A 17,600-nucleotide genomic window follows, 5' to 3' on the forward strand; every position below is an offset into this window, starting at 1 on the left:
TGGTGGAGGAGAAGAGGGCCGGCAAGGGTGCCGACTGCGGACGAGGGCGTCCGCCCTCCTGTCGGTTGGCGGGAGCGTGCGCTGCGGCGAACTGACGGTTTGGGCGGACGTTCTCGGGGTGGTTTAGGGTTTGGGGTCGGCGGGCGGGTTCTTGATCATGGTCAGGAGCATGACGACCTCGGATTTGGCCTGGATGCCGTGCTCGAGGAGCGGGGTCATGTAGGCGAAAGCGCCTTCGGCGGCCTCCATGGTGTCCTCTCCCAGGCGGAGGGTGGCTTCGCCGCTGACGATGTAAATTGTGGCCGGCATGGGGGCCGTATGGGCCGAGAGTTCCTGGCCCGGGGCAAAGGTGAACTGGATCACCTTGGTTCGGGTGTCGTTCTGCAGGGTACGGCTGAGGATGCCGTTCTCGGGCAGCGGCGAATGGTCCTTCAAGTCGTTGACAAATATGTATTTTTCACTCATTTTGTGACTCCGTTTATAGTGCTGTTGAGAATGGTGGTAGGGGCCGGGATCAGCTCGACGATGGCGCGGACGGGACATGCGGTTACGCAAAGGGGTTCGCCGGCGAAGAGGACGCACTCCGTGCAGAGGAGCGGGTCGATGCGGAAGCGGGGCCTGGCTCGCTGGATGGCGCCGGTTGGGCACGTTGAGTGGCATGCTCCACATGCGATACATTGAAACCCGATTGCAAAAGCCATCTGAATCTCCGCTATCTCCCCTGCGGCGGGAGACATTCGACAAGACGTCGTTGTTCACGACGCTGACGCCCGAGGAGCGGCAGCAGATTGCGGCGCTCGCTGTGGAAAAGACGTACGCGGCCGGGGAGACCCTGTTTTTCGAAGGCACGCCCTGCGAGGGGCTGCATGTGATCGGGTCGGGCAGCGTGAAGATCCTGAAGACCAGCCCTTCGGGCCGGGAGATTATGTTGGGGGTGGAGTCGGCTCCGTCGAGCGTGGCGGAGGTGCCGCTGTTCGACAACGGCGACTATCCGGCTACGGTGACGGCGCTGAAGGATTGCGTGATCTTCCTGGTGAGAAAGGAGGACTTCCGGCGGTTCTGCCGGCAGCATCCGGAGGTGCCGATCAAGGTTCTGGCGCTGGTGGGCCGGCGGTTGCGCGGGCTTGTGGGCGTGATTGAGGCCGTGACGTTCGGGAGCGTGCGGCAGAGACTGGCTCAGGCGCTGCTGCAGGCGGAACGGGAGTCCGATGGGAGCGTCCAGATTCCGCTGACGCACGAAGAGCTGGCCCTGCGGCTGGGCACTGTGCGCGAAGTGGTTTCGCGGAACCTGGCCCGATTTCAGGCCGAGGGGATTGTCCGCATTGTGAAGAGGCAGATCGAGATTGCGGACCGGGCGGCCTTGCAGGCCGAGGCGGATACCGAGTACTGAGACGGGTGCCAGATTCGACGTGGGCGGGGTCAGGGGACCCCGCGCGGACCAGGGGGTCCGCCGTCCTGTTCTGGTGGCGGAGGGCTTCGAGGAGGCATCCGGGCACATCGATGGATGTCTACCCGCGGCTGCCTTTCGAAGTGAGTTTCCGCTGATCACGTTTCCAGCATGCGGCTGAAACGGCTGGGGGACCGTGACTTTCGTCACCGACAGAACAAAAAAGTCCAGATAAATTGAGGTTGTTGGCGGACAACCTTATGCGCGACTTTTCACAAGCTCCTTTTCTCGTGATTTGGGAAGTGACCCAGGCCTGCGACCTGGCCTGCAAGCACTGCCGGGCTTCGGCGCGGCCGGACCGCGATCCGGGCGAACTGTCCCTAGAAGAGGCGCGCGCGACGCTGCGGCAGATCAAGGATTTTGGCGATCCGCTGCTGGTGTTCACGGGCGGGGATCCGCTGAAGCGGCCGGACCTGTTTGAGTTGCTGCGGGAGAGCGTGGCCCTGGGGCTGCGGACGACGGTGACGCCGAGCGCGACTCCGCTGCTGACGGAAGACGCGGTGTCGCGGATCCAAGATTGCGGCGTATCGCGGATGGCGGTGAGCCTGGACGGGGCGGATGCGGCGGCGCACGACAGTTTCCGGCAGGTGGCCGGGTCCTACGACCGGACGATGGCGGCGCTGCGTCATGCGGCGCGGATCGGGCTGGAGACGCAGATCAACACGACGGTGACACGGCACAATATGGGGTCGCTGGACCGGATTGCGCAGGTGGTGGGCGAAGAGAAGGCGCGGTTGTGGAGTGTGTTCTTCCTGGTGGTGACGGGGCGGGCTTCGCTGGCGGACGATTTGACGGCGGAAGAGTATGAGCAGGTGTTTGAGTACCTGTACCAGACGTCGCTGACGGCTTCGTTCGACATCAAGACGACGGAGGCGCAGCACTACCGGCGGTATGTGGCGCAGAGGCGGAAGGCGCAAGGGGGCGGAGCGGGTCCTCGGATGGCGGGGGCTCCGGCGGGCATTATTCAGCGGCAGGCCGGGATCAATGACGGGAAGGGGTTCCTGTTTATCTCCCATACAGGTGAGATCTTCCCTTCGGGTTTCCTGGAAGTGTCGGCGGGGAATGTGCGGCGGACCCCGCTGCAGCAGGCTTATTGCGACTCGGGATTGTTCCGGGTGCTGCGGAACTCGGATGCGCTGGTGGGCAAGTGCGGCGGGTGCGAGTACCGGAATCTGTGCGGCGGGTCGAGGAGCCGGGCGTTTGCTTTGACGGGGGATTACCTGGAGTCGGATCCGCGGTGCTCGTATGTGCCGGCGAGTGCGGCCTGAGAGTGGGTTTGATCCCTCAAATCCGGAGAATTGGCGGTTTGGGGGCGGGTTGAGGTGGCCGGGCTGGGCAATGGGTTTGTTCGCTCAGTGCGAGTGGATTGGCAGCTCCCTTGGGGCGGCTTTTCCTGGCGCTGGGGCCGGACGGCCTTGGAAGTGGGTTTGCTCGGCCAAAGTTCTGAGGAACGAAGTGTTGGGGACTGGGTGAGCGGGGCGGGAGCCGGGATGGGTTTGTTCCCTCAAAGCTGAAGCATCGACGGTTGGGCCGGCTTGGAGCGGCGGGCCGGGGCGGTGGGTCTGTTCCCTCGGGGCGAGTGGATTGTCTGCTCCCTTCGGCGTCTTTTGCCGGTTCTGGGGCTGGGGGACACGGTTGTCCTTGAGCGTAGGGTGCTGCTTCCGGTTGGTCTGAGCAGCGTTGGCAATGGGTTTGTTCCCTCAAATATCAGAGATGGGCGTTTGGGCCGGCACGGGCGGCCGGGCGGGGCATTGGGTTTGTTCGCTCGGGGCGAGCGGATTTGAGGTTTGAGGTCGCCGTTGAGATTGAGTGTGGCGGCGGCCTCGAGTGGGTTTGTTCACTCAAAGACGCGGGAAACTGAGACACCGGGGTGGCATGCGAGTTCGGGGCCGGACGAGGAGCGGGCGGTCTGGCCGGCGCCCGGAGGCCCAGGGCGGGACTCCGGGTGTACGTCCTTCGGGATGGGCGGTGAGGTTTTCAATGATCCGTGAGGAACCCGATGGCTGCGGCCAACTGGCGCCTCCGCGGGGCTATGCGCTCCGCGTTCGGGGAGAGTATGGCATGGGGGTCGAAGCGGTTTCGAAGGAGATGGCGGTAAGTGATTGAAAGGACGCATCCGATTTATTTCGTTCGGGCGTGACCGGGAGGATCGCCATGGCCGGAAACGGCGGGTTCCTGGGCTGCGTCCCAGGTCGGCCCGGATATGCGGGCGGGGCTGAAGCCCCGCGCAGCATAAATGCCGCCCCACAACGAGCAGGATCTGAAGTGGTTTGTGCCCGCCGCTTTTAGGGGGCGATGTCCTTCTGGGAACGAGGGTGGGTCAGTTCGGGCAGCTTCCTCGTCGGGCATGTTGCGGAACCTTGAGGGCTTTGGCGTGTCTAATCGGCTGACTATGTAGAGAGCCGGTGTGCGGCTGTTTCGCCTGATCCCGGCCGGGCGCGCCGGTGAGGGGATGGGGTGTTTGCTCTTTGTGAGTGGGGACGGGTTTGACGCGAGGCGTCTGCCAGAGCCGGCGGCGGGTTTTTCCGGGACGGGTGGCGCGGGTGCGCCGCGGCTCCGTGATCCGGGCGTGATCCGATGAGCGTCCCTGACTACTATCCGTACCGATCCGCGGCGATGAAAGAGGAGTATCTGGCTCACTACGATGCCCTCGCCGCGAAACAGTGGCCACTCGATTCCGAGACCAGGATGGCGCCGACGACACAGGGCTCGACGTTTGTCCGGATCAGCGGTCCGGCCGATGCGCCTCCGCTGGTCCTGCTGCCTGGCGCCGGAGCGACTTCGCTGATGTGGGCCCAGAATATCGAGGCCCTTTCGTGTGAGTTCCGCACGTATGCGGTTGACCAGTTGGGCGAGATCGGCCGCAGCACCTGCCGGCAACCGTTTCAGAACCTGAATGATCAGATGAAATGGCTGGATGAGCTGTTTACGGCCCTGGCGCTGGGCGACGGGCTCCGCCTGGCAGGGATGTCGTATGGCGGCGCACTGACGGCGCAGTACTCGTTACGGCACCCGGAGCGCGTGAAGAAGGCCGTGCTGCTGGCGCCCGCGGCGTCCGTCTACCGGCTGACTCTCCAGTTTGCGTTGCGGATGGTGCTGGTGGTGATTTCCGCCGACCGGTACCTGCCCAAGCTGGCGAACTGGATGTTTGCGGACGCGGCTCGCAGCGATCCGGAATGGCTGGAGGAGACGATGGTGGAGTTGTTTATCAACATGAGGAAGCTGCAGCCGCGGAAGACGCCGATTCCTCCCGTCGTGAAGGATGCGGAGTGGGCTGGATTGCGCGTGCCGACGCTGTTTCTGGTGGGCGAGCACGAGACCATCTATCCGGCGGAGAAGGCGGTGCGGCGGATGCGGAGGGTGGCGCCCATGGTGACGCCGGAGGTGGTGCCGGGGGCGGGCCACGATCTGCATGTGGTGCAGGCGGACCTGGTCAACCGGCGGATGGTGGAGTTCCTGCGATAGCGGGTGCCGGGCTCCACTCAGCGCTCGCGGCCGGCTACGGCTGGAGGCGCGGACCGGATTCGAGGTGGAGCTGGAGCTTCTCGAGGATGAGGGTCCAGCCGGCGGTGAGTTGTGTGGACGAGTGGGCCTCGGGGAAGCGCTCGTGCGTCAGGAGCAGTTCGCAGTGGCCGTCCCGCGGGCGGAGCTCTATGGTGACCAACGTCTCCTGATGGTTCCAACGGGAGGAGATCCAGGTGAACTGGAGCCGGGTAGGCCGGTCGAGCACCAGGAATTCTCCGGTGTTCACGAAGCGCTCGTGCGGCGCGAGCATGACGATCTGGAAGCGGCCGCCGACGCGGGGATCGAGGTCGACTTCGCTGGCCGTGACCGGGCCGGGGCACATCCAGCGCGGCATGCCTTCGGCGTCGAGCCAGGCGTCAAAGACCTCTTCGCAGGAGGCCTGCAAGGTGCGGCGGATGGTGACGGTTTGAGTGGTCATCGAGGGCCTCGCTTGCGCTTGTCGATGAGATGCGATTCGAGGGCGTCGAGGCGGGTGCTCCAGAACTCGGAGTAGTAACTCATCCAGGTCAGCGCTTCGTCGAAGCGGGCTGTTTCCAGGCGGCAGGAGTGTTCGCGGCCTTGAATGCTGCGGCGGATGAGGCCGGCGCGTTCCAGCGTCTTCACGTGTTTGGAGACGGCGTTCAGGCTCATGTCGTAGGGTTGGGCCAGTTCGGAGATGGTGAGGGCTCCCTCGCGCAGGCGGTGGAGCATGGAGCGGCGGGTGGCGTCGGCTACGGCGCCGAAGATGAGGTCCAGGCTCTCTTCCTGCTGGGCGGTGCGGGTCATGGTGTTTCCTGCAACGCTTCGATTGTAATCATTCAACCGAAGGGTTGACAATCAACCAAATGGTTGAATATTCTGACGGCATGGAAAACGTAAAGCCGATGTTGCTGCATATCGACTCGAGCCCAATGGGCGAAGGGTCCGTTTCGCGGGCGTTGACGCGCGAGTTCGTGGAACGGTGGCGGAGTGCGCACCCTGGCGGGACGGTGGTTTCGCGGGACCTGACAGCGCAGCCGATTCCGGTGATCGACGCGGTATGGATAGTGGCGAATCTGACGGCGAAGGAGTCGCGGAGCGCGGAGCAGGAGAAGGCTCTCGCGTTATCGACGGAGTTGACGCAGGAGCTGATGGCGGCGGATGAGTGTGTGATTGGGCTGCCGATGCACAACTGGGGTCCGAGTTCGAGCTTCAAGCTGTGGGTGGATCAGATTGTGCGGTTCGGGGAGACGATTGTGGTGACGCCGGAGGGGCCGCGGGGGACGCTGGGGGCCCTGCGCTTGACGGTGATCGTGGCGGCGGGGCGGCCGTATGGTCCGGGGTCGGCTGATGCTTCGAACAATCATCTGGTGCCCTGGCTGCGGACGTTCTTCGCGAACCTGGGGGTGACCGAGCTACGGGTGGTCTTGGCGGATGGGACGGTGCGGCTGCGGTATGGGCAGATTGGGTGGGCGGAGTTGCTGGGACCGCATCTGGAGGTGGTCCGGGGGCTGGCGGGGGCGGGGGGGCGGGGGTGAATGGTTTTTTTGGGGGGAAGAAGGCCGGCACGAATGCCGGCCCGCAAGCCTGGAGGCATACCCCACGAAAGAATGCATGCGACGTTGGGGTTGACGTTGAGATTCGGCTGCGGTGGGGGTGCGGGGGGCAGTGGTTTGGGGGAAGAAGGCCGGCACGATTGCCGGCCCGCAAGCCTGGAGGCATACCCCACGAAAGAATGCATGCGACGTTGGGGTTGGCGTTGTGATTCGGCGTCGGTGCGGGGTGCGGCGAGCCGTGGTTTGGGTGAAGATGGCCGGCACGACTGCCGGCCCGCAAGCCTGGTGGCATGCCCCACGTAAGGAGGAATGCCCCTACGGGAGGACACCTACTCCACGAAAAAAGCATGCCCCACGGGAGGAGGCATGCGACGTTGGGGTTGACGTTGAGGTTCGGCATCGGCGGGGGTGCGGGGGGCAGTGGTTTGGGTGAAGATGGCCGGCACGATTGCCGGCCCGCAAGCCTGGTGGCATGCCCCACGTAAGGAGGCATACTCCACGAGGAAGCAGGCCCCACGGGAGGAGGCAGGCTCCACGGGAGGAGGCATGACCCGCGAGAGGAGACATGCTCCACGGGAGGAGGCCTGACCCACGAGAGGAGGCATGCTCCACGGGGGGATGGGCGCGGGGTTGGGGTTGGAGTTTTGGTGGACTCCATGGGGCGTTCGTGGGAGCTGTGCTACCGGCTTGCGGCGGCGGGTTGAAGAGCAGCGCAGCGGACGCGCTGGCGGGGTTAGGATTTGCCGGCGGAGTCGCCGTACTCCCAGTCGAAGGGGACTCCGGTTTTGCCCAGGAGGAAGCGGACCAGGTCGGCGAAGCCTGCTTCGGCGCGAACGTCATTGGAGAGGATGAGGACACAGCGTTGGCTGGACTCGAGGCAGACCATGGTGTTGGCGGTCGAGTCGTTGTGGCCGCCTTTGAAGAAGCCGTGGCCCTGGGGGCCGTCGAAAACGACCACGCCCAAGCCGGCGTAGAGATCCTTGCGTTGTTTGGCGGCCGGCAGGTCGGGTTGGGACGCGGGGAACTGGTGGGCCGTCGTGATGTGGAGCTGGCGCTTCGTGATTTCGGCTCGGGCGGTGGCGCTGAGGCCTTCTCCGCGAACGAGGGCGGCGACGAATTTCGACAGATCCGAGATGGTGGTGTCCATGGAGCCGGCGGCGCGCACCTTGCTGCGCTGGTCGTGTTCCTCGGGCTTGCCCTGGTCGTTCCAGCCGTCGGCGAGGTTGGCGGCGAAGGAGTCGCGCCAGACGAGGCTGGTGCGGGTCATGCCGAGCCGGTCGAAGTTGGCTTGGGTGAGGTCGCCGACATCGAGCCCGAGCCCCTTGGCTTTGCTGCCGCGTTCGATGACGGACTGGAGGAGGATGAGGCCCTCCCCGGAGTAGCTGTAGCGGGTGCCGGGCTCGAAATGGATACGCAGCTTCTGGTCGGGTTCCAGGAAGAAGAAATTGCTGAAGCCGATGGAGTGGGTGAGAGCCATGCGGGCGGTGATCTTCTCCCAGCGGGGGTCGGAGGCGAGGTCCTTGTAGGGGCCGTATTTGTCGGGGAAGACGGGGTCCGGGCCGTACGCGGGAAGAGGCTTATCGAGGTAGTTCTTGATGGGGGTATCGAGCTTGAGCCTGCCCTGGTCGACGAGTTGCATGACGGTATAGGCGAAGACGGTTTTGGTGAGGGAGGCGCCGTACATGACGGTGTCGGACGTGAGCGGGTCGCCCTTGGCGTTGCGGATGCCGTAGGCCTGGGTGTAGGTGACCTTGCCGTGATCGATGACGGAGAGGGCGAGGCCGCGGGCGTGGGTCTTCTCCATGAGTTTGCGGACTTCCGAGTCGATGGAGGCGGGGGCTGGGAGGGTCTGGGCGAAGGCGGCCAGGGGGAGAACGACGAGGGCCATGGCTCGGGTGGGTCTTGTGAGGATCGTTTTCAGGGTCATGGTTGGTTCTGGGGTGGTGTGTATGTAGGTACGTTGGGGGAGGGGGGAAGTTCCAGGATTTGGATGGGAAATACCTCAGCTCGACAGGGGAAGGGCAAGCCTTTACGCGGATGCTAGCATGAGACGGGCACACGTCGTTTGGCTGCGCCAGTTCCATGCGGTCAACAACTGCCGAAGCAGAGGCTCATGACTTGTAGAGAATTCGAAGACGCGATGAGCGAGGAGTTCGGCTCAGTCGACAAGACGCACTGGCAAAGCGTGATAGTCCGTGGGGCCTGGGACGAAATCTCCCACCACTCGACTTATACTGACCATCTTGTCTCCTGCGATGGTTGCGTCACAAGCCTCTATCAGTTTCTCGATGTCCGGCAATGGATCGAGTATCGCTCCCAGCCTTGCTTTCATGTCGCGTATTATTCGGGCGAGGTTCCTGAACGGTGCCTGGAACGTCACTTGGGGCTATACTCGATCATCACGGATAGGGAAAGTCAAACTGGGATCGTGATTGGATTCTGCCCGTGGTGTGGCGTGAATCTCCCTGTGGGGATTGAGTACGAATCATCCAAAACTGGGCAGACACGGCCCGCGGTTGAGACCTGACGTGCGTCCCAACCCGACAAACCTGACGACCGAGGGGCAAGTGCTACCGTCCGACACAGCGGAGTCCATCTAGGCTGAGCCGCGCTCAGGGGCCATCAGTCTAGCCAGATCGGGACAAACTGTCCGTTCTGTGCATTTCCAGGCTGCCGGCGTTGGCAGGTCGATTCGTGCGGGGGCACAGCGGCAGCCCATCGCGAGTCCGTCGAAGGGGCTCCGCACACCGGCCGCGCACAAGCGAGCGAGATTCCACGCGCTGTCCGGAATAGTATGCTGAGAAGCACGATGCCCAGTATTTCCCGTCGTAGCATGCTTACCTTGCCGTTGCTTGCCGGCCGTCCTTTCGCCAATGTCGCACGCGGTGGATCCGCCGCGACCTCGCGGCCGAACATACTCTTCGTGATGACGGACGACCATGCTTCGCAGGCGATCAGTTGCTATGGCAGCAAGGTGAACCAGACTCCGAACTTCGACAGGCTGGCCAAGGAAGGCATGCGCATGGATCGGGTGTTTGCCACGAACTCCATCTGCACGCCGAGCCGAGCTACGATTCTCACGGGGAAATACAGCCATTTGAACGGAGTGCCGGTGTTCAACCGGTTCGACGGCGCACAACCCACCGTCGCCAAGCTGCTGCAGCAGGCCGGCTACTACACGGCCATGGTGGGCAAGTGGCACCTGGGCAGCGACCCCACGGGCTTCGATTATTGGAATATCCTACCCGGACAGGGCGTGTACAACAACCCGACCTTGTACGACAAAGACGGGTCCGCTGTATACAAGGGCTATGCCACGGATATCATCACCGACATCACGATGGATGTCGTGAAGAACCGGCCCAAAGACAAGCCTTTCTTCCTGATGTGCCACCACAAGGCTCCGCATCGTGAGTGGACGCCGGATGAGAAGCACCGGAAGATGTTCGAGAACCTCCGCATCCCGCAACCCGCCACTCTGCGCGACGACTACGCCGGGCGGACCGATGCGTTGCGGGAACAGCAGCAGTCGGTGTTCCGGGACCTGACACGCTACGACCTGAAGATCAAACCGCCGGCCGGGCTTTCCGGCGGCGACCTGCGCCAGTGGCTGATGGCGAAGCCGAATGAAGTCGAGATTGAAGTGGACGGCGTGAAGAAGACTCTCGCCGGCCGGGAACTGGAAGATTGGAAGTACCAGCGCTACATGCAGGATTACCTGGCCTGTGTGCAGAGCGTGGACGACAACATGGGCCGGCTGCTGGATTCCCTGGACGCTAACGGGATCGCGGAGAACACGGTGGTGATCTACACGAGCGACCAGGGCTTCTTCCTGGGCGAGCACGGTCTTTTCGATAAGCGGTTTATGTACGAGGAGTCGCTGCGGATGCCGTTCCTGGTGCGGTGGCCGGCCGGCATCCGGCCCGGCAGCACCTCAGAGGCGATTGGGATCAATTGCGACTTTGCGCCGACGTTCCTGGATCTCGCCGGCCAGTCCACGCCCAGCGACATGCAGGGCCGCAGCTTCCTGCCGGTTTGGAAGGGGAAGACTCCGCGGAACTGGCGCCACTCGATGTACTACCGGTATTACCACGATCCAGGGGATCACAACACGCGCGCCCATTATGGAGTCCGGACGGACAGGCACAAGCTGATCTACTACTGGAAGAAGGATCAGTGGGAGTGCTACGACCTGGCGGCGGACCCGGCGGAGATGCACAACATCTATGACGAGCCGAAGGCGCAGAAGCTGGTGGCGCGGTTGAAGAAGGAGCTGTACCGGCTGAAGAAGGAGCTGAAGGACGACGACCAATTTGCGAATGAGCAACCTAAGGAGTCGTCGTATGTTCCGGCGCCTCCGCCGAAGAAGCAGTGAACTTCGAGGCACAGACACTCTTCCAGCATTGGATGGAACAATGCGCTCTGAAGTTTGATAGTGAATCCCGGATCTTCCTGATTTGCCGTTACGTCGAATGCGCTTTCTTGCTTACACGGGGACGCTGGATTTCGATGATGGTGTCGATCCAGCAATGCTGGCGGCTCACCTCACCGAGTGTCTTCGCGCAGCCGGCGCATGTTCGGTGAGAGCAGGTCCTGGCATTGTAGGGTTCAGTGGCGGGTTCTATCGCGTGCTGCCTTGGCACATGCTCGTTCCGTTTGAGCGGGGCGAAGTCATCGTGGACGAGTCAACCCACGAAGTCCGCTACAGACTCAGCGTGGCTCACGTGGCAATCGCCATAACGCTGATGATGGCGTGGATGGGTGTGACTGCCTGGCAGCCGATGAAGCACAGCCTGATCTTGCTGTTCATTGTTCCGATCGGGTGGCTTTGGCTCTTTGTCCCGAACGTTCTGTTTGGCGCGCGGCGATTCGAGGAGTTCCTTCGAAGAGCGATCGACTCCGCGCCGGCGAAGACATAGCCGTGTGGGACGTCACCCGGCGCCGTGCCATTGAGTTTGCGGACGACGACGGGCTATCGGGACATGACCCCACTCCAGCGCGGTCCGGGCCTTCGTCGTGGCCTGTTTTGGAGTCAGGTCCTGGATAACTGGCTGGGGCGGCGGTAGCGAGCAGCGCAGCCAAAGGAACCGACCCTGTCCATTCCGCCGGCATTTGGATCCGCTTCCCTCATACAACCGAGCCAACCGAGCACGCCGGGATGATGGCAGGGCAGGGCACGTCGTACGGTTCATATTCTCTTGACATAATATACTTTGCATTATAAAGTACTTTCTATGATTGCTATCGATCAGCCCTGGATGCGGGCTCCGCGACGACGATGGATGCCGTTGGCGATGTCTCGAGCACCTTTCCTGGATCCGGAGCTGCCGGCTGGGCCGGTGCGGCCGCGGTATGCGCTGTTGATCAATCCGTTCTACTCGAAGGACCCGCACGCCAGCTTTGGGAAGCATGTGCTCACGCCTTCGCTGGCTTTGACCAGCTTTGCGGCGACCACTCCGGCGCATTGGCGGGTGGAGTATTGGGATGAGAATCTGCTGGACGGACGGCCACCGTTCGAACCGCTGCCGGAAGTGGTGGGGATTACCGTCCACCTGACTTTCGCGGAGCGGGCGTTTGCTTTGGCGCGGTGGTACCGGCAGCGCGGCTGCAAAGTGATTCTGGGCGGGCTGCATGTGCTGTCGTGCCCGGAGGAGTGCGCTCCGTTTGCGGATGCGTTGGCGCTGGGGGACGGCGTGCGGCTGTGGCCGCGGATTCTGGCCGATGTGGAGGCCGGGAACTTGCGGTCACAGTATTTGGCCACGTATGAGAGCGACTACCGGGAAGATCCGGCGCCGCGGCGGTCGATTTTGCCGAGGCGGAGTTTTCTCACGACGACCAGCTTGATTGCCACACGCGGGTGCCACAACCGGTGCGGCTTCTGTTATCTGGCGACGGAGGGGCTGCGGATGCCGTACCGGATGAGGGATCCGGCTCAAATTGCGGAGGAGTTTGCGGCGGACGGGCAGCCGTACGGAGTGTTCGTCGATAACAATCTGGGCTCAAACCGGGCCTATTTGCGGGCATTGTGCCAGGCGTTGCGGCCGTTGGAGAAGATCTGGAGCGCGGCGGTGTCGATCGATGTGACGGATGACCTGGGCCTGATCCGGGAGATGGCGCTCGCGGGGTGCACAGGCGTGTTTGTAGGCTTCGAGTCGTTGACGGATGCGAATCTGGCGGAGGCCCGCAAGAAGTCTCCGAAAGCGGAGGACTACGCGCGGCGGGTGCGGATGCTGCACGATTGCGGGATCCAGGTGAACGGGTCGTTTGTGCTGGGGTTCGATCACGACCGGAAGGATGTGTTTGCGCGGACGGCGGAATGGGTGGAGGAGAACCGGCTGGAGTGCTCGACGTTCCATATCCTGACGCCGTATCCGGCGACTCCGCTGTTCCGGCAGATGGAGGCGGAAGGGCGGCTGCTGCACCGGGATTGGGCACGTTATGACACGGCGCATGCGGTGTTCCGGCCGAAGCACATGACTCCGGAGGAGCTGGAACGGGGGTACGCGTGGATGTACGAACGGCTGTTCTCGCATGCGTCGATCTGGCGGCGGAGGCCGGCCGATTGGCGGGCGGTGGGGCCGTACCTGGGGATGTCCTATCTGTACAAGCGGTCGAACTGGCTGTGGCGCTTCCTGATTGGACAGCATTGGGTGCATGGGGTGTGGCGGCCTCTGGTGGAGGTGACGCGGCGCCGGCATTTGCGGTTCCGGGCCGGACTGGAAGCCGGGCGCGCGGAGGGGCGAGGTGTGGCGGTTGGGGTGGTGTCTGGCGGGGTTTGAACGGATGTCGCGGGCCGTCCGGGGGCGAAGGGCGGCTGCTCACGCTGCCGGGTTTGGGCAGGGTATGAGCCAGCCTCCAGGTGGGTTGGCTGGCTCTGGTGAGTTCCGCGGTGGATCTTCAGCGCCGGTTAGCGGGATTTCAGACTGATCCGGACCGGAGTGTTTGCGGGGAGAAAAACGTCCTCTCCACGCGCCAGGAAGGTGGTGTAGACGCTGAAGCCGGCTCCGGTGAAGGCGATACCGGAGGCTACGGTTCGCGAAGTCTGGGCTAACACCGTGCCGATGAGGCCCAGGCCGACGGCTCCGGATTCAGCACGGCCGGCGAGGTCCTGATCGGGGATGCCCTCGGCATCAATGTCCTGATGGAGAGAGAGTCCTGCCACCGCGACGGCGAGGGCCGGGAAGAGGAAGCGGGATTTTGGGCTGTCCACGCGAACGGCGCCCTCGTTGTTAATAGCCATATGGGCCTGGGATGGGGCTTCCGCGCCCTCCAGGTAGCCCTGGATGCTCTCCGCCGGCGCCCCGGGCCGTTGCAACTGGCGAAAGACGAAGAAGACGCGCCCGTTGCGGTGGAGTGCGCGTGCGGGTTGTGCATCCACAATGTCTCCGTGGAGGAGTGTCCCTTCCGGGATCGGAGGAGCCTGTCCGGCGGGATACCAGGGCCGGGTGACTACGGCTTCCACCTTGCCGCCGATGCGCGCGGTTCGGGAATTCACGGGGTGGAGAAGACGGGCGTGGACCTGTTGGCCGCCGGTAGAATCCGCTGCTAATGCGAAGGATTCGGACTGTGCGGCAGTTAGCAGTGGGGCCGTGACGGGACGGCTCAGGGTGGGGCTGAAGAGTGTGCCGCGCGACCAGGACTGGCGATGGTAAGGGAGCATGCCGATGAGCGCGGATTTCAGGAGGCTGAGTTTGGAAGGCGGCTGGAACGCCAATGCAGCGGCTGAGCCGGCTGGAGAGGTTGGCGTGGACGGATTCTTTCCGGGGGCTGAGACGCGGGCGGTGTTGGCTGCGCCGCCGACAGAGGTGGTTTGGAGCGCGAGGCGCGTACCGCCATTGAGGATCAAGGTGTGAAACTCCGCACGGACTTCGCGCGGCGGCGTGAAGTTGCCGGAGAGGAGGGCGTGGAGACGGCGAGCGAGGGGCACTCCACCGATCCACGCGATGCGGCCCTCGACCTGAGCACCGGCAGGGAGGACCAGGCGATCCACGAGATAGATGGGGTCGATCAATGCGCCCTTGATCGGGTCGCCGAGATGACGGGTGGACACCTTGCTTTCCAGCGCTACGCGGAGTGGGGTGCCCGCGGGGAGGGTGGAGTCCAGATGAACGGCCGGTGTCTGCTGAGCAAACGCGGAGAGGGCCAGGGTGCAGAAGAGTAGGGATGGGCGCGTCATGGAAGTCACTTTCTTGGGCCGAGCGGAGTTCGGATTTGAGGGCGGGTTGCCGTCCGTGGACGGCAACTGACCAGCCAGGGGACTGGCCGCGGAGCATGGGGTCCGCCGTCCCACGCTATGGCTGCTGATTGCTGCTTCAACGGGCTCGGAGAGATTGAGGGCCATCTGGGAATCAGTTCGGATCCGGCTTCCCGGCGGCTCGCGGTGGAGGGCCCGGGCGGCTCTCCACGCACTTGCCGCGGAGGGGTTGAGGTTAGTTCACGCGATCGGCGAAATGCGGCACGATGGCGTGGTTCGCTACCGAGACGAAGTCGGCGAGGGCGCAGTCGTTGTTGGCGTTGCGGGTGCTGCAGCCTGGGATGAAGATGGGGGCGGTGGCCGGCGGCGTGGTGAGCGACAGAGGTGTGCGGTTGCGCAGCTGGTCGAGGGTCTGGGCGATGTAGGAGGCGCGCACAAAGTACTCGCCGGTGCTCTGAGACTGACGGAGCTGGAAGACAAGGGCGCCGCCGGGCGGGCAGAAGTCGGGCTGATAAGTGGGCAGGATCCAATTGAGGTTCAGGAGTCCGGCAAGCCCGGTGATGTTGACGTCCGAACCGACCAGCATGACCACCTTCGTGGAGGGATCGCCGAGCGAGCCGGTGGTGGGGGTTCCAGTGGCCGCCTGCAACAGGGAGCGCACCACGTGGGAGGCCATGTTGGAGCTCTCCACACCGGCCAGATAGGGCGTGCGGAAGCTGAGGTCGATCGCGAGCATGTAGAGGCGGGTGGCCTGGCCGATTCCGTCGACGTTCAATTGACCCCATGCCACGTCAGAGAGCGGCAGCCCATCGGCGTACTGCATGAGGAACGGGTCGACGGCGCCGGAGATGGGGGAAAGAGCACCGATATTGACCGGCACTCCGGCTGTGATTTCGATGGGCAGCGCGGTGACATCGATGACGCCCTTTGGCGCCGCGGGCGGCGGGGTCTGGCTCAGCGGGTAGCCGAGCAGGACGGAGCGAGCGAGTGCGAGTTCCGGGGCGTAAGCGGTGGTCACAAGCTGGCCATCGCCGCCGAGGCGGCCTTTCACGGCCTGGACTGCTTTCTTTTGATCGAGGCGGGCGACTCCGGCTCCGATGGGGTCGAAGAGCGGGTCGCTCTGGGAATCGGGGTAGGTGTTGACGGTCACGGCCGCGGCGGGGAGGAGTCCGGTGGCGAAGGACTGTGCGGTGACGCGGGTCCGTTCCAAGGTATTGGCGCGGAAGTAGGTGAAGACCGCATCGGCTGCATCGTTGCCGGTGAGGAGACCTTCCTTGGTGAGCCAGAGGCGGTAGTAGGCGCCGAGGAGGCCCTCGAGCTTCGCGCCGTTGGCCGTAAGGATGCCGGTGCCCACGCTGGGGATGGGGAAGGGCTTGGCGGCGAAGGTGTCGATCAGGGAGTTGGGCGCGACTGGAGCGCGCACGCTATGCCGACCGAAAATGATAACTTGCCGGAGCTTTGTGTCATCGGCGGTTTGAGCCGCGGCGAAGGGAGCGCAGAGGAGTGTCAGGGCGACGAGGCGGACAAAGGTATTTCTCATATTTCACCGTGAGGACATATTGACGTTGAACAGATGTCTGGGTTGGGCCTGAGGGCGGCGAGGTTAGTTCACGCGATCGGCAAAATGCGGCACGATAGCTTGGTTCGCTACCGAGACGAAATCGGCGAGGGCGCAGTCGTTGGTGGCGTTCCGAGTGCTGCAGCCGGGAATGAAGATGGGGGCGATGCCCGGCGGCGTCGTGAGCGAAAGCGGGGTGCGGTTGCGCAGTTGGTCCAGCGTCTGGGCGATATAGGTGGCGCGGACGAAGTACTCGCCGCTGCTCTGCGACTGGCGCAACTGGAAGACCAGGGCCCCGCCGGGCGGGCAGAAATCAGCCTGATGGGTGGGCAGGATCCAATCGAGGTTCAGGAGTCCGGCGAGCGCAGTGATGTTGACGTCCGAGGCGACCAGCATGACCACCTTGGTGGAGGGATCGCCGAGCGCGCCGGTGGTGGGGGTTCCAGTGGCCGCCTGCAACAGGGAGCGCACCACGTGGGAGGCCAGGTTGGAGCTCTGTACGCCGGCCAGATAAGGCGTGCGGAAACTGAGATCGAGGGCAAGCGTGGAGAGGCGCGTGGCCTGGCCGATGCCGTCGACAGTCAATTGGCCCCAGGCCACGTCAGAGAGAGGCAGCCCGTCGGCGTACTGCATGATGAATGGATCGACAGCGGCCGAAATGAGGGAGAGGCCACCGATGTTGACCGGCGCGCCGGCCGTAATTTCGATGGGCAGAGCGGTGACATCAATGACGCCTTTCGGCGCGGCCGGCGGGGGCGTCTGGCTCGTCGGGTAGCCGAGCAGGACGGACCGCGCGAGTGCCAGTTCCGGAGCGTAGGCGGAGGTCACAAGCTGGCCATCGCCACCGAGGCGGCCTTTGACGGCCTGGACGGCTTTCTTCTGGTCGAGGCGGGCCACCCCGGCTCCGATGGGGTCGAAGATCGGGTCGCTCTGGGAATCGGGGTAAGTGTTGACCGTCACGGCCGCGGCGGGGAGGAGCCCGATGGCGAAGGACTGCGCGGTGACGCGGGTCCGTTCCAGGGTATTGGCGCGGAAGTAGGTGAAGGCCGCGTCAGCTTCGTCGTTGCCGGTGAGGAGTCCTTCCTTGGTAAGCCAGAGCCGGTAATAGGCGCCGAGAAGGCTCTCCAGTTTCGCTCCGTTGGCCGTGAGGATGCCCGGGCCCACGCTGGAGACGGGGAACGGCCTGGCAGCAAAGGTGTCGAGCGTCGAGTTGGGCGCGACTGGAGCGCGCACGCTGTGACGGCCGAAAATGATGACTTGGCGAAGCTTGGTGTCGTCGGCGGTTTGAGCCGCGGCGAAGGGAGCGCAAAGGAGTGTCAGCGCGACGAGGCGGACAAGGGTATTTCTCATATTTCACCGGGA

The 17,600-nt window shown here is 63.9% G+C and carries 15 protein-coding genes; 7 read left to right on the forward strand and 8 right to left on the reverse strand.

Annotation, left to right across the window (positions count from 1 at the left end; genetic code table 11):
• Positions 1 to 123: 123 nt before the first annotated feature.
• Both IRI77_RS16595 and IRI77_RS38660 read right to left on the reverse strand, forming a co-directional pair.
• A complete protein-coding gene (locus IRI77_RS16595; protein WP_194453154.1) occupies positions 124 to 465 on the reverse strand; it encodes a cupin domain-containing protein in 342 nt (113 codons plus the stop codon).
• Positions 462 to 737, reverse strand: coding sequence for a 4Fe-4S binding protein (locus IRI77_RS38660; protein ID WP_407674088.1), 276 nt, complete (start codon positions 735 to 737; stop codon positions 462 to 464). Before IRI77_RS38660 ends, IRI77_RS16595 begins: the two co-directional genes overlap by 4 nt.
• Here IRI77_RS38660 and IRI77_RS16605 point away from each other — a divergent pair.
• From IRI77_RS16605 to IRI77_RS16615, 3 genes are all read left to right on the forward strand, one after another.
• Positions 689 to 1,390: a Crp/Fnr family transcriptional regulator gene (locus tag IRI77_RS16605; RefSeq protein WP_228486770.1), complete on the forward strand. Its 702-nt coding sequence runs from the start codon at positions 689 to 691 to the stop codon at positions 1,388 to 1,390. The two genes, IRI77_RS38660 and IRI77_RS16605, sit on opposite strands and share 49 nt — an antisense overlap.
• Positions 1,391 to 1,647: 257 nt before the next feature.
• Positions 1,648 to 2,715, forward strand: coding sequence for a TIGR04053 family radical SAM/SPASM domain-containing protein (locus tag IRI77_RS16610; protein ID WP_194453157.1), 1,068 nt, complete (start codon positions 1,648 to 1,650; stop codon positions 2,713 to 2,715).
• A gap of 1,309 nt (positions 2,716 to 4,024) precedes the next feature.
• Positions 4,025 to 4,912: an alpha/beta fold hydrolase gene (locus IRI77_RS16615; protein WP_194453158.1), complete on the forward strand. Its 888-nt coding sequence runs from the start codon at positions 4,025 to 4,027 to the stop codon at positions 4,910 to 4,912.
• 34 nt (positions 4,913 to 4,946) lie between these two features.
• Here IRI77_RS16615 and IRI77_RS16620 read toward each other — a convergent pair whose 3' ends face one another.
• On the reverse strand, positions 4,947 to 5,390 hold the full coding sequence (locus IRI77_RS16620; protein ID WP_194453159.1) for an SRPBCC family protein: 444 nt from the start codon (positions 5,388 to 5,390) through the stop codon (positions 4,947 to 4,949).
• Complete coding sequence (locus tag IRI77_RS16625) at positions 5,387 to 5,737, reverse strand: ArsR/SmtB family transcription factor (protein WP_194453160.1); 351 nt, start codon at positions 5,735 to 5,737, stop codon at positions 5,387 to 5,389. The genes IRI77_RS16620 and IRI77_RS16625 overlap by 4 nt, the downstream gene beginning before the upstream one ends.
• A 59-nt stretch (positions 5,738 to 5,796) precedes the next feature.
• Between IRI77_RS16625 and IRI77_RS16630 the strand changes: the two genes are divergently transcribed.
• On the forward strand, positions 5,797 to 6,468 hold the full coding sequence (locus tag IRI77_RS16630) for an FMN-dependent NADH-azoreductase (protein ID WP_194453161.1): 672 nt from the start codon (positions 5,797 to 5,799) through the stop codon (positions 6,466 to 6,468).
• Between the two features lie 751 nt (positions 6,469 to 7,219).
• Here the strand turns inward: IRI77_RS16630 and IRI77_RS16635 are convergent.
• On the reverse strand, positions 7,220 to 8,413 hold the full coding sequence (locus IRI77_RS16635) for a serine hydrolase domain-containing protein (protein ID WP_228486771.1): 1,194 nt from the start codon (positions 8,411 to 8,413) through the stop codon (positions 7,220 to 7,222).
• 906 nt (positions 8,414 to 9,319) lie between these two features.
• Here IRI77_RS16635 and IRI77_RS16640 point away from each other — a divergent pair.
• The 3 genes from IRI77_RS16640 (at position 9,320) to IRI77_RS16650 (ending at position 13,265) form a co-directional block, all read left to right on the forward strand.
• A complete protein-coding gene (locus tag IRI77_RS16640) occupies positions 9,320 to 10,861 on the forward strand; it encodes a sulfatase family protein (protein WP_228486772.1) in 1,542 nt (513 codons plus the stop codon).
• Between the two features lie 97 nt (positions 10,862 to 10,958).
• Positions 10,959 to 11,405 carry a hypothetical protein gene (locus IRI77_RS16645; RefSeq protein ID WP_194453163.1) on the forward strand — a complete coding sequence of 149 codons (447 nt, stop codon included), beginning with the start codon at positions 10,959 to 10,961 and terminating at the stop codon, positions 11,403 to 11,405.
• Positions 11,406 to 11,780: 375 nt separating this feature from the next.
• On the forward strand, positions 11,781 to 13,265 hold the full coding sequence (locus tag IRI77_RS16650) for a B12-binding domain-containing radical SAM protein (RefSeq protein ID WP_194453164.1): 1,485 nt from the start codon (positions 11,781 to 11,783) through the stop codon (positions 13,263 to 13,265).
• A 128-nt stretch (positions 13,266 to 13,393) separates the two neighbouring features.
• Here IRI77_RS16650 and IRI77_RS16655 read toward each other — a convergent pair whose 3' ends face one another.
• The 3 genes from IRI77_RS16655 to IRI77_RS16665 all read right to left on the reverse strand — a co-directional run bounded on the left by IRI77_RS16655 (position 13,394) and on the right by IRI77_RS16665 (position 17,588).
• Positions 13,394 to 14,662 carry a hypothetical protein gene (locus tag IRI77_RS16655; protein ID WP_194453165.1) on the reverse strand — a complete coding sequence of 423 codons (1,269 nt, stop codon included), beginning with the start codon at positions 14,660 to 14,662 and terminating at the stop codon, positions 13,394 to 13,396.
• A gap of 253 nt (positions 14,663 to 14,915) precedes the next feature.
• Entirely contained in the window at positions 14,916 to 16,220 is a 1,305-nt protein-coding gene (locus IRI77_RS16660; RefSeq protein WP_194453166.1) for a histidine-type phosphatase, read from the reverse strand.
• Between the two features lie 63 nt (positions 16,221 to 16,283).
• A complete protein-coding gene (locus IRI77_RS16665; RefSeq protein ID WP_194453167.1) occupies positions 16,284 to 17,588 on the reverse strand; it encodes a histidine-type phosphatase in 1,305 nt (434 codons plus the stop codon).
• Positions 17,589 to 17,600 lie beyond the last annotated feature (12 nt).

The organism is Paludibaculum fermentans, assembly GCF_015277775.1.
Taxonomy (GTDB): Bacteria; Acidobacteriota; Terriglobia; order Bryobacterales; family Bryobacteraceae; genus Paludibaculum; species Paludibaculum fermentans.